10 protein-coding genes are annotated in these 11,640 nt (G+C 66.3%); 6 read left to right on the forward strand and 4 right to left on the reverse strand.

Annotated elements, in window-relative coordinates:
* Nucleotides 1-84: 84 nt before the first annotated feature.
* From gyrA to trmFO, 3 genes are read left to right on the forward strand one after another with little or no spacing between them, the layout of a single operon-like run.
* Nucleotides 85-2,901: a DNA gyrase subunit A gene (gyrA, locus tag VF592_RS13820; protein ID WP_331006202.1), complete on the forward strand. Its 2,817-nt coding sequence runs from the start codon at nt 85-87 to the stop codon at nt 2,899-2,901.
* Nucleotides 2,898-3,245, forward strand: a complete 348-nt coding sequence (locus VF592_RS13825) for a DUF952 domain-containing protein (protein WP_331006203.1) — start codon at nt 2,898-2,900, stop codon at nt 3,243-3,245. The genes gyrA and VF592_RS13825 overlap by 4 nt, the downstream gene beginning before the upstream one ends.
* 2 nt (nt 3,246-3,247) lie before the next feature.
* Nucleotides 3,248-4,612 carry a methylenetetrahydrofolate--tRNA-(uracil(54)-C(5))-methyltransferase (FADH(2)-oxidizing) TrmFO gene (gene trmFO, locus VF592_RS13830; protein ID WP_331006204.1) on the forward strand — a complete coding sequence of 455 codons (1,365 nt, stop codon included), beginning with the start codon at nt 3,248-3,250 and terminating at the stop codon, nt 4,610-4,612.
* On the opposite strand, the gene VF592_RS13835 is transcribed toward trmFO, so the two are convergent.
* Nucleotides 4,551-5,012 (reverse strand): EF-hand domain-containing protein, encoded by a 462-nt coding sequence (locus VF592_RS13835; protein WP_331006205.1) that lies wholly within the window; start codon nt 5,010-5,012, stop codon nt 4,551-4,553. The two genes, trmFO and VF592_RS13835, sit on opposite strands and share 62 nt — an antisense overlap.
* A gap of 59 nt (nt 5,013-5,071) precedes the next feature.
* The gene (locus VF592_RS13840; RefSeq protein WP_331006206.1) at nt 5,072-5,803 is read right to left on the reverse strand and encodes a squalene/phytoene synthase family protein; all 732 of its coding nucleotides are present in this window, start codon (nt 5,801-5,803) and stop codon (nt 5,072-5,074) included.
* 208 nt (nt 5,804-6,011) lie between these two features.
* Here VF592_RS13840 and VF592_RS13845 point away from each other — a divergent pair, with 208 nt between their 5' ends.
* The 3 genes from VF592_RS13845 to VF592_RS13855 are packed head-to-tail and all read left to right on the forward strand — an operon-like array spanning nt 6,012 to nt 9,150.
* Nucleotides 6,012-7,931, forward strand: a complete 1,920-nt coding sequence (locus tag VF592_RS13845) for a TadE/TadG family type IV pilus assembly protein (protein WP_331006207.1) — start codon at nt 6,012-6,014, stop codon at nt 7,929-7,931.
* A 20-nt stretch (nt 7,932-7,951) separates the two neighbouring features.
* Nucleotides 7,952-8,500: a TadE/TadG family type IV pilus assembly protein gene (locus tag VF592_RS13850; protein ID WP_331006208.1), complete on the forward strand. Its 549-nt coding sequence runs from the start codon at nt 7,952-7,954 to the stop codon at nt 8,498-8,500.
* Nucleotides 8,500-9,150, forward strand: coding sequence for a TadE family protein (locus VF592_RS13855; RefSeq protein WP_331006257.1), 651 nt, complete (start codon nt 8,500-8,502; stop codon nt 9,148-9,150). The genes VF592_RS13850 and VF592_RS13855 overlap by 1 nt, the downstream gene beginning before the upstream one ends.
* A 13-nt stretch (nt 9,151-9,163) precedes the next feature.
* Here the strand turns inward: VF592_RS13855 and VF592_RS13860 are convergent, their stop codons facing one another.
* Both VF592_RS13860 and pdhA read right to left on the reverse strand, forming a co-directional pair.
* Entirely contained in the window at nt 9,164-10,561 is a 1,398-nt protein-coding gene (locus VF592_RS13860; RefSeq protein ID WP_331006209.1) for a pyruvate dehydrogenase complex E1 component subunit beta, read from the reverse strand.
* A complete protein-coding gene (gene pdhA, locus VF592_RS13865; protein ID WP_331006210.1) occupies nt 10,561-11,616 on the reverse strand; it encodes a pyruvate dehydrogenase (acetyl-transferring) E1 component subunit alpha in 1,056 nt (351 codons plus the stop codon). Before pdhA ends, VF592_RS13860 begins: the two co-directional genes overlap by 1 nt.
* Between the last annotated feature and the right edge of the window lie 24 nt (nt 11,617-11,640).

The raw sequence follows: 11,640 nt of genomic DNA on the forward strand, positions 1-11,640 counted from the left end.
CGCGCGTGGGCGTGGGCGCGCGTGACAATGCGGCGGCGAACACCTACATCACCCTTGTGACATTCCCCTGCCGAAAGCGATAAATTGGCCGACGACACGCTGCTCGACGACCCGATCCAGTCCATCTCCATCGTCGACGAGATGAAGTCGAGCTATCTCGACTATGCGATGAGCGTCATCGTCGCCCGCGCATTGCCCGACGTGCGCGACGGGTTGAAGCCGGTCCACCGCCGCATCCTGTTCTCCGCCGCCGAAAGCGGCTTCGTCGCGGGCAAGCCTTATCGCAAGTCGGCGCGCATCGTCGGCGACGTGATGGGTAAATACCATCCGCACGGCGACAGCTCGATCTACGAGGCGCTGGTCCGGATGAGCCAGGACTGGTCGATGCGCGTGCCGCTGATCGACGGCCAGGGCAATTTCGGGTCGATGGACCCCGACAAGGCCGCCGCCATGCGCTACACCGAGGCGCGGCTCGCAAAGGTCGCCAACTCGCTGCTCGGCGATCTCGACAAGGATACGGTCGACTTCGTCCCCAATTATGACGGGTCGGAGCGCGAGCCGTCGGTGCTGCCCGCGCGGGTCCCCAACCTGCTCGTCAATGGCGCGGGCGGGATCGCGGTGGGCATGGCGACCAACGTGCCCCCGCACAATCTGGGCGAGGTCATCGACGCCTGCCTGGCGTACATAGAAAACGGCGCGATCACCGTCGAGGAGCTGAACGAGATCGTTCCCGGCCCGGATTTCCCGACGGGCGCGATCATCCTGGGCAAGGCGGGCGCGCGCTCCGCCTATCAGACCGGGCGCGGCTCCATCATCATCCGCTCGCGCTACGTCGTCGAGGAAGGGCGCGGCGACCGGCGCTCGATCGTGCTGACCGAAATCCCCTATCAGCAGGGCAAGAACGCGCTGGTCGAGCGGATCGCCGAGGCCGCCAAGGACAAGCGGGTCGAGGGCGTGTCGGACATCCGCGACGAGTCGAACCGCGAGGGCGTGCGCATCGTCATCGACCTGAAGCGCGACGCCACGCCCGAGGTCGTGCTCAACCAGCTCTGGCGACACACGCCCGCGCAGGGGTCCTTCCCCGCGAACATGCTCGCCATCCGCGGCGGACGCCCCGAGCTGCTGAACCTGCGCGACATCATCGGCGCGTTCGTCCAGTTCCGCGAGCAGGTCATCACCCGCCGCTCGAAGTTCGAGCTCAACAAGGCGCGCGAGCGCGCGCATCTGTTGCTCGGGCTGGTCGTCGCGGTCACCAATCTGGACGAAGTGGTGCGCGTCATCCGCGGTTCCGCCAACGCGACCGAGGCGCGACACGCGCTGCTGATGCGCGAATGGCCGGTCGCCGAGATCGCGGGCTATCTGCGCCTCGTCGAGGCGGTCGAGAATGAGGTGACCGGCGACACCTATCGCCTGTCCGATCTCCAGGTCCGCGCCATTCTCGACCTCAGGCTCCACCGGCTGACGGCGCTTGGCCGCGACGAGATCGGCGCCGAGCTGGAGACGCTGGCCGGCTCGATCGCCGAGCTGCTCGCGATCCTGGCGGACCGGGTCAAGCTCTACGCGGTGATGCGCGAGGAGCTGGCGGCGATCCGCACCGAATTCGCGACGCCCCGCCGAACGGAGATCGCGAGCGCCGCCGACGGCATCGACGACGAGGATCTGATCGAGCGCGAGGACATGGTCGTGACCGTGACGCTTGGCGGCTACATCAAGCGCACACCGCTCGCGACGTTCCGCACCCAGACCCGCGGCGGCAAGGGGCGGTCGGGCATGGCGACCAAGGACGAGGACGCGATCACCAGCCTGTTCGTCACCTCCACGCACACGCCCGTCCTGTTCTTTTCGACCCATGGCAAGGCGTACCGCCTGAAGGTCTGGCGCCTGCCGGAGGGCGGTCCCGCGACGCGCGGGCGGCCGATGGTGAACCTGTTGCCGCTGGCCGAGGGCGAGACGATCTCGACCGTGCTCCCGCTGCCGGAAGACGAGGCCGAATGGGCCAAGCTCCATGTGATGTTCGCGACCGCCAAGGGACTGGTCCGCCGCAACTCGATGGATGCGTTCACCAATGTGCGCACGGCCGGCAAGCTGGCGATGCGCTTCGACGAGGGGTCGCAGGATCGCCTGATCGGCGTGTCGCTTCTGACCGAGACCGACGACGTGCTGCTCGCCACGCGCGAGGGACGCGCCGTGCGCTTCGCCGCGACCGATGTGCGCGAATTCCAGAGCCGCGATTCGACCGGCGTACGCGGCGCGCGGCTCGACGAGGGGGACGAGGTGATCTCGCTGTCTGTCCTGCGCGGGTTCGATGCGTCCACCGAGGATCGCGAGGCCTATCTGCGCGCGGCGCCGTGGAAGGAGAACGACCAGGCGGAGGCGACGCTGTCGCCCGAGCGGATGGCCGAGTTCGCCGACGCGGAGGAGTTCGTGATGACGATCTGCGCGAACGGTTACGGCAAGCGCAGTTCGGCCTATGAATATCGCCGCATCGGGCGCGGCGGGCGCGGGATCACCAATATAGACCTGTCGCCCAAGTTCCGTGAACGCAACGGCCCGGTGATCGCCAGCTTTCCCGCGCATTCGGGCGAGCAGCTGATGCTGGTCACCGACCAGGCCAAGCTGATCCGGCAATCGGTGGGCGACACGCGCGTGATCGGACGGACCAGCGCCGGATCGCGCTTGTTCCACGTCGCCGCCGACGAGCATGTCGTCTCCGCCGCGCGCATCGACGAGGCGGACGAGCCCGAGAACGAGGCGGAGGAGGTCGTGGCGATCGAACGGGTCGAGCTCGCCGTGCCGATCGATCCCGACAAGCAGCTGCAGGTCGACGACGGCACCGGCATCCGCACGATGGCCGAGAAGGTCGACGAATCGGACGACTCAGACACCGGGAACGCGGCATGACCCCGACCACCGCGTACAAGGTGCTGCTCGGCGACGAGATGGCCGCGCTGGAACGCGATGGTCGCTTCGACGGATCGGCGGTCGACCGTGCGGACGGGTACATCCACCTGTCCACCGCCGACCAGCTCACCGGGACGGTCGACCGGCATTTCGCGAAGGGCGGCGACCTCCATGTCGTCGCGGTCGATCTCGACGCGCATGGCGACAAGGTGCGGTGGGAGACGTCGCGCGGCGGTGCGCTCTTCCCGCACCTCTATGGCCCGATGCTGCTGGAGGCCGTGGTCGCCTATGGCCCGCTCCACCGCGACGCGGACGGGCGGGTCCAGCTGCCCGTGACGGGGTGACGATGGCGCATGACATCCATGTCGTCGGCGGCGGGCTCGCCGGGTCGGAGGCCGCGTGGCAGCTCGCCGAGGCCGGTTTCCGCGTCCGCCTGTCGGAGATGCGCGGATCGGGCGAGACGACGGCGGCGCACCAGACCGACGGGCTCGCCGAACTGGTGTGTTCCAACAGCTTCCGCTCCGACGATGCCGAGGCGAACGCGGTCGGGCTGCTCCACCAGGAGATGCGCACGCTCGGCTCGCTGATCCTGCGCGAGGCGGACAGGCACCGCGTGCCCGCCGGCTCGGCGCTCGCCGTCGACCGGGACGGCTATTCGGCGGGCGTTACCGCCGCGCTGGGCGCGCATCCCAACATCACCCTGGTCCGCGAGCGGGTGGACCTGCTCCCCGACGGCCCGGCGATCGTCGCCACGGGCCCGCTGACCGCGCCGGGACTGGCCGACAGCATCGGGCAGGCGACGGGGCGCGACGCGCTCGCCTTTTTCGACGCGCTGGCGCCGATCGTCCACCGCGATTCGATCGATCTCGACACCGCCTGGTTCGCCTCGCGCTGGGACAAGGGGGAGACCAAGGACTACATCAACTGCCCGATGGACAAGGAGCAGTATCTCGCCTTTCACCAGGGCCTGATCGAGGGCGAGAAGACGCCCTTCAAGGAATGGGAGAAGGACACGCCCTATTTCGAGGGCTGCATGCCGATCGAGGTCATGGCCGAACGCGGCGTCGACACGCTGCGCTACGGCCCGATGAAGCCGGTCGGCCTCGACGATCCGAAAACCGGGCGCTGGCCCCATGCGGTGGTGCAGCTACGCCAGGACAACGCCTCGGCGACCCTGTGGAACATCGTGGGCTTCCAGACCAAGCTGAAACATGCCGATCAGGTGCGGCTGTTCCGTACCATCCCCGGCCTGCAGAATGCCGAATTCGCGCGGCTGGGCGGGTTGCATCGCAACACCTTCATCCGTTCGCCCGAATTGCTCGACGGAACCTTGCGGCTGAAGAACCGCCCCCATGTCCGCTTCGCCGGCCAGATCACGGGGTGCGAGGGCTATATCGAAAGCGCGGCGATCGGCCTGCTCGCGGGCCGTTTCGCCGCCGCCGAGCTTCGGGGCGAGACCATGGCATCGCCGCCGGTCGAGACCGCGCTGGGCGCGCTTCTCAACCACATCACCGGCGCGGCGGTGGCCGAGACCTATCAGCCGATGAACGTCAATTTCGGGCTGTTCCCGCCCATTCCCGGCCGCTCCAGGAAGGGCGACCGCAAGCGCCTCTACACCGACCGCGCGCGCGCCGCGCTGGGCGAATGGATCACCCCTCGTCCGTTTGAGGAGGCGGACAGTCCGCCCGTTTCGGCGCCGGTCGTCGCTTGACGGCGGTGGTCGCGAACTCGGCGGCGTTCATCGATCCCGATCTGTCGCGATCGGCACCGGCGAATTTGGCGCTCGTCTTGGCCGACCATTCGTCGAACGACAGCCGCCCGTCCCCGTCCTTGTCCAGCCGGGCATAGGCCTTGCGCCGGTTGGCGAGATATTCCTCGCGGGTGATCGCCCCGTCATCATTCTTGTCGTACCGCCCGAAACGCTTCTCCTCGCGCGTGGCGGGCGTCGCTTCCGGCAGTCGCGCGGGCCTCGCCTCGGCCTCCTGAGCGGCGGCGACCTGGGCCGGTCGCGCCGGCAATAAGGGCCCGGGCCGCGCGGCGCCGCAGAATGCCAGCATTCCCGCCCCACCCATCGCCAGCGCCGCCGCACCGCCCGCCAGATATCGCCACATCGCATCCGCCTCCCCTCATCGCCGGGCCAAGCTACAAGCACATCGCTCGCCCGCAACCCCTATCGACCGGTCGCGCGGTAGCGGAGCAACCGCGCCGCCCGCATGGCCGGGCCGACCGCCTCCAGGTCGAGCCGGGCCGTGAGCGCAAGTCGGCCGAGCGGTCGTCCCGCTCGCGACCAGCGACACGCCATCGCCGGGTCCAGACGCCGCAACGCCATTTGGCGAACTCGGGGCACGATCCCCGCATCCGACAGGTTGCGCGACAGGTCGGCCAATGCCCAACCCTCCCCGGCCACCGCGACTTGGGCGTCCTCGGCCCCGAGCACGGTAGCGGCGAGTTGGAACAGGGTCCCGCCCCGCGCACGCGCGAACCGATCGAGATCGTCGTCGCTCAGCGCCGTGCTTGCCAGCAACGCTTCCCATCCGTCGATCATGGTCGCGAGCTGCTCGCCCCTGATGCCGAGCGGCAGCAAGTGCGTCGCGATCGCGATCAATTCCGGCTGAGCGGCCGGAGCCGCCACTTCAAGTCGCGCGAGTTCTTCCGCCCACCATGCAAGACGGATTTGCCCGATCATCGGCTCTCTGGTGGTTCTGAGAACGCTTCCCAACCGGGTATCGAGCGCAAACAAAGCTTCGAACGCCGACGGATGCTTGATCTTTCCGCCGGATACGCTGGCCGTCCTCACCACAAGACCGTCCGGTCCCATATGGGATTCCCCGTTCTTTCTGCATCCGGCGAAGCTCGGGCTCGCAGAGATCATCCGGCAGCGGTCGAGACCGAACCGGGGCATGATGATGGCGCGTTGCGGGGATTCGGAGAATGGTCGCGATCACGCGTTCCGCCGCCGCATGTTTTCCCGATCGCCCGGTGCGGACCACCGATCTGATCCTCATGCCCTGCTTCACCCGGCGCAGCAACCTTCACCTCGGTCGGCGGCAAGGTTTGGTTAACCATGTTCTTTGAGCGTCCATTATCGGACGCGCATTAGTCACGAACGCATGAACTCACCGAACGCAGGCTCGAAACCCGGCTCGGGCCAGAAAGCGCGGACCTTCCTCGGCAGGTTGGCGCGTGATCGGCGCGGCAATACGCTGGTGATCATGACCGCGGCCCTGTTTCCGTTACTCGGCATGATCGGTTCGGGCGTCGACATGAGCCGCGCCTATATGGCGCAGAATCGCCTTCGCCAGGCCTGCGACGCGGGTTCGCTCGCCGGCCGGCGGCTTCTCGCCGGCACCGACATCACCGATGCGATCCGTGCGGAGACGACCAAATATTTCGCGTTCAACTTTCCCCAGGGTGAGTTTCAGACCGCGGCCTATGATCTGTCGATCACCGCCCCGGCGACCGGCACGCTGCGGGTCGAGGCCAGCACCACAATTCCGACCACGGTCATGAAGGTGTTCGGATTCGACAACCTGCCCCTTACCGCCTCCTGCTCGGCGACCCAGGATTTCGTCAACACCGATATCGCGATGGTGTTCGATCTGTCGGGGTCGATGAACTGCGCCCCCAGCGCCCCGGCGACGAGCAATTGCAACGAGATCGAACAGACGGATTCCAAGATCGGCGCCCTGCGTACCGCAGCCAAGGCCTTCTATGTTTCGCTTCAGACGGCTCAGGATCAGCTTCATGTGAACAGCTTGCGTTTGCGCTACGGTTTTGTGAACTACAACAGCACGATCAACGTCGGCAAAATCGTTTATGCGAAGAACAGTGACTATCTCGTTCAGGACTGGAACTATCAGAGCCGATGGGCCCGAGAACCGGCCGACGCCGGCGGGTTCGGACTGATCACGCAAGAATCGTGCAACCAAGCCTATACGCGCGACGCAGACGCACAGTTGCTCGGCCTGTCGGGAGTGGCTGCAGGATATTGGGTCCGGTCGTTCCGGGGCAATGCCTATACTTGCCTTGTCTATGCTCAGCGCGACGGCACGGCGGATGCGAATACCTATACCTATGCGAGAACGACCTTCCCCGTCGATGTCCGGCGCTTTCTGACCTCCGACAGCGGCACTAGCTCGTCCGCTGCCGATGCTTCGTTGTTCATCGGGCCCACCGACGGGTCCGAGGTGCCCGAGCCGCAGCCGACATTCTGGGACGGGTGTATCGAGGAACGCGCGACCAATGCCACCGCGATCGACGGAGGGACCGCCACCGCCGCCCCGAGCGACGCATTCGATCTCGACGTCGACCTGATCCCGAATAGCGACGACACGAGATGGCGCCCGATGTGGCCCGCGATCGTGTACTGGCCGCTTGTCAAGCCGGCATCAATGAGCGGCATCAACGATGCCAGCTACCAAAGCGTGCTGGCAGGCAAGAAGGCGCTGAATGTGTCCTATGCCTGTCCGACCCAGTCGGTTCGGCTGGCCGAATATTATGCGAACCAGACCGGGTTCAACGCCTATGTCGACAGCCTGCGCGCGCGCGGCGGCACCTATCACGATCTGGGCATCATCTGGGGCGCCCGGTTCCTGTCTCCCGACGGTATATTTCGGTCCGCGACGCCCGAGACGAACAACCAGAACGATCCCGATAATCCAAAGAAGATTCGGGGATTTAGTGTCAAGAAGTACATGATCTTCATGACCGATGGGCAGCTCGCACCGCAAAGCCTAACCTATAGCAGCTACGGTATCGAGGCGCTCGACGGACGTGTGATGGGCACGCCGACTTACAACGACGGCGCTCTGTACAACCGGCATCTGCAACGCTTTCGCATGGCGTGCAACGCGGCCAAAGCGAAGGGGATCGACATCTGGGTCGTCGCCTTCGCCACCGCGCTGACGACCGAGATGCAGAATTGCGCGAGCAAGCCGGAGCAAGCGTCGACCTCGTTGGATCAGGCGCAGCTGGTCGCCAAATTTCAGCAGATCGGCTCCAAGATCGGGTCGTTGAGGCTCAGCCAGTGATACGCCGGCTCGCCCGCGACATGCATGGTACGACCGTGGTCGAATTCGCGTTCATCATGCCGGTGATGGCGGTTCTGCTGATCGGCGGGCTGGAGCTGGGCTACCGGGCATATCTCAGCGCCGTCCTGCAAGGCGCGCTGCTCGAAGCCGCGCGCCAGGCGAGTATCGGCGACAAGTCCGAGGCGCAGGTGAACGCGCTGGTGCGCTATCGCATCTCGCCGCTGATCGATGCGAGCAACAATCCCGAATTCGTCAAGGAACCCTATTTTAACTTCTCCAATGTCGACAAGGCGGAGAAGATCACCTCCGACACCGCCCCGATCGGCATTTACAACGCAACCGATTGTTTCGAGGACGTGAACAATAACGGGCTCTACGACACCACTCGACGGACCGGACTTGGTACGGCCGACGATATCGTTCGCTACAAGGTCACGGTCACCTATCCCAATATCCTTCCGGTCAACCGCCTGCTCGGCTGGGGTGATACCCAAACGGTCGTCGCGAGCACCGTGATGCGCAACCAGCCCTTCACGTCGCGCGCGCAGCCGACGATCCGGTGCCCGTGATGATAAGGTCGCCGCGCCGCTCGCTTCGGGCCGATACGGGCGGGCTCGCGCTGATCGAGTTCGCCTTCACGCTGCCGGTCATCGTCACGCTGCTGCTGTTCGGACTGGAAACCGCGAACTACGTGATCGCGGCGATGCGGGTGCACCAGATCGCCGCGGTCAGCGCGGACAATGCCGCGCGCGTGCGCGACAGCATCAACGAGGCCGACGTCAACGAGGTGCTGACCGGCGGCAAGATCGTCGGCGAAAGCATGGATTTCGCGGCGCGCGGTCGCATCGTCCTGTCCGATGTCCTGCCCAACGGGCAGACCGGCACCAATGCGGGCCAGACCATCCTGTGGCAGCGCTGCGCGGGTGCGCTTCAAATACCCGAGTCGGTGCCCCGATACGGCGTGCAGGGCAAAGGCGCGACCGACGGCACGCTGCCTTTCATGGGCGCGGCAACACGTACCGTCGCCGCCAGCACCAACTCGGCGATGGTGTTCGCGGAAGTGACCTATCGCTACAAGCCCGTGGTTTCGGAAGCCATCTACGGAACGCCGATCATGCGGTCCGAGGCCAGTTTCACCGTCCGCGAGCGCACGGCCGAGACGTTGGGCGTCGGCCCGAGCGGGACGATCGGCAGAACCTGCGGGCGATATGATCTTTGAGCGACCCCGGTGTCTATCGCCGGTAGCAGACCTTCTTCACCGCGGCGACCACGCGCGCCGGGTCGATCAGCGCCAGCTTCTCGAGATTGGCCGCATAGGGTAGCGGCACGTCCTCGTCGCACACGCGGGTGACGGGCGCGTCGAGATCGTCGAAGCCGTCCTCCATGCACACCGCCATGATCTCCGACGCGATGGAGCAGGTGGGCCACCCCTCCTCGACGACGACGACGCGGTTCGTCTTGCCGAGCGACTTGAGCACCGTCTCGCGGTCGAGCGGGCGCAGCGTGCGCAGGTCGATCACCTCCGCCTCGATACCCTCGCCCGCCAATTGCTCCGCCGCTTCCAGCGAGACGCCGACGCCGATCGAATAGCTGACGATCGTCACGTCGCCACCCTCGCGCACGATCCGCGCCTTGCCGATCGGCAGCACATGGTCGTCGAGCTTGGGCACGTCGAAGCTGCGGCCGTAGAGCAGCTCGTTCTCAAGAAACACGACCGGATCCTCGGTGCGGATCGCGGCTTTCAGCAGCCCCTTGGCGTCGGCGGCGTCGTACGGCGCGATCACGATCAGGCCGGGGACGGATGCGTACCACGGCCCGAAATTCTGCGAATGCTGCGCCGCCACGCGCGTCGCCGCGCCGTTGGGTCCCCGGAACACCATGGGGCAGCGCATCTGCCCGCCCGACATGTAATTGGTCTTGGCGGCCGAATTGATGATGTGGTCGATCGCCTGGAGCGCGAAGTTGAAGGTCATAAACTCGACGATGGGCCTGAGGCCGCCCATCGCCGCGCCGGTGCCGACGCCCGCAAAGCCATATTCGGTGATCGGCGTGTCGATCACGCGCGTGTCGCCGAACTCGTCGAGCAAGCCCTGGGTGACCTTGTAGGCGCCCTGATATTGCGCGACCTCCTCGCCCATCACGAACACGCGGTCGTCGCGGCGCATCTCCTCCGCCATCGCGTCGCGCAACGCCTCGCGGACGGTGAGCTTGACCATCTCGGTGCCCGCCGGCACCTCGGGATCGGCGATCGGCGCGCGCTCGGCCGCCTGGACGAGCTGCGTGGTGCCCGTTTCCTGCGCCTGGGGCGCCGCCGCGTCCTCGGTCTTCTGATCGGACGGGGTCTCGACCGTCGCCTCGCTCTCGGGCGCGGCGGGCGTCTCCGCCGCCCCTTCGCCCGCCATGGTGGCGATGACGGTGCCGACCTTTACGTTGTCGGTGCCCTCGGCGACGTCGATCGAGCCGATCACGCCTTCGTCGACCGCTTCGAACTCCATCGTCGCCTTGTCGGTCTCGATCTCGGCGAGGATGTCGCCCGATTTCACGCTGTCGCCCGCCTTGACCAGCCATTTGGCGAGCGTGCCCTCCTCCATCGTCGGCGACAGGGCCGGCATCTTGATCTGAACGGGCATCAATAACGCTCCACCAGCACGTCGGTATAGAGTTCGGCCGGATCGGGCTCGGGCGTGCTCTCGGAGAAGTCGGCGGCTTCGTTGACCGCGCGCCGCGTCTCCTGCTCGATCGATTTCAGCGCGTCCTCCTTGATCCCCTGCTCGGCCAGCAGCGCCTTCATACGCTCGATCGGATCGGACTTCTCGCGCACCGCCTGGACTTCCTCGCGGCTGCGGTACTTAGCGGGGTCGGACATGGAATGGCCGCGGTAGCGATAGGTCTTCATCTCCAGGATGATCGGCCCCTTGCCCGCCCGCACCCACTCAAGCGCGGTCTCGGCCGCGCCCCGGCATTCGAGCACGTCCATCCCGTCGACCTGAAGGCCGGGGATGCGGAAGCTCTCGCCCCGGCGATAGAGCTGGTCCTCGGCGGAGGCGCGGTTGACGCTGGTGCCCATCGCGTACTGGTTGTTCTCGATCACGTAGATGATCGGCAGCTTCCACAGCTCGGCCATGTTGAAGCTCTCGTACACCTGCCCCTGATTGGCCGCGCCGTCGCCGAAATAGGCCAGCGCGACACCCCCGTCCTTGCGGTACTTATGCGCCCAGGCGAGCCCGGTGCCCAGCGACACCTGCGCCCCGACGATGCCGTGTCCGCCGTAGAACTTATGCTCGACCGAAAACATGTGCATCGAGCCGCCCTTGCCCTTGGAGATGCCGGCCTGGCGCCCGGTCAGCTCGGCCATCACGTCCTTGGGCGGGATGCCGCACAGGAGCATATGGCCATGGTCGCGGTAGCCGGTGATGACCGAATCCTTGTCGGACAGCGCCGATTGCAACCCGACCGCGACCGCCTCCTGGCCGATGTACAGATGGCAGAATCCGCCGATCAGCCCGAGCCCGTAAAGTTGTCCGGCCTTTTCCTCGAAACGGCGGATCAGCAGCATGTCGCGGTAGAATTGCAGCAGCTCCTCCCTGCTCGCCGCATAGGGCGTCGGTTCGGTGGGCCGCTCGCGATTGGGCGTGGGCGGGATGGCGGACGCGCGGGGCGCCGCTTTGACGGGGGCTGGAGCCATCGGGGTAAAACCTCGTCCGGGGAG

This window comes from Sphingomonas sp., assembly GCF_036388435.1.
In the GTDB taxonomy this organism is placed as follows: Bacteria; Pseudomonadota; Alphaproteobacteria; order Sphingomonadales; family Sphingomonadaceae; genus Sphingomonas.

Bases quoted from the DNA above. Each gene is read 5' to 3' on its own strand.
- VF592_RS13825 (WP_331006203.1), top strand. From the start codon at position 2,898: ATGACCCCGACCACCGCGTACAAGGTGCTGCTCGGCGACGAGATGGCC.
- trmFO (WP_331006204.1), top strand. From the start codon at position 3,248: ATGGCGCATGACATCCATGTCGTCGGCGGCGGGCTCGCCGGGTCGGAG.
- VF592_RS13835 (WP_331006205.1), bottom strand. From the start codon at position 5,012: ATGTGGCGATATCTGGCGGGCGGTGCGGCGGCGCTGGCGATGGGTGGG.
- VF592_RS13840 (WP_331006206.1), bottom strand. From the start codon at position 5,803: ATGCCCCGGTTCGGTCTCGACCGCTGCCGGATGATCTCTGCGAGCCCG.
- VF592_RS13845 (WP_331006207.1), top strand. From the start codon at position 6,012: ATGAACTCACCGAACGCAGGCTCGAAACCCGGCTCGGGCCAGAAAGCG.
- VF592_RS13850 (WP_331006208.1), top strand. From the start codon at position 7,952: ATGCATGGTACGACCGTGGTCGAATTCGCGTTCATCATGCCGGTGATG.
- VF592_RS13855 (WP_331006257.1), top strand. From the start codon at position 8,500: ATGATAAGGTCGCCGCGCCGCTCGCTTCGGGCCGATACGGGCGGGCTC.
- VF592_RS13860 (WP_331006209.1), bottom strand. From the start codon at position 10,561: ATGCCCGTTCAGATCAAGATGCCGGCCCTGTCGCCGACGATGGAGGAG.
- pdhA (WP_331006210.1), bottom strand. From the start codon at position 11,616: ATGGCTCCAGCCCCCGTCAAAGCGGCGCCCCGCGCGTCCGCCATCCCG.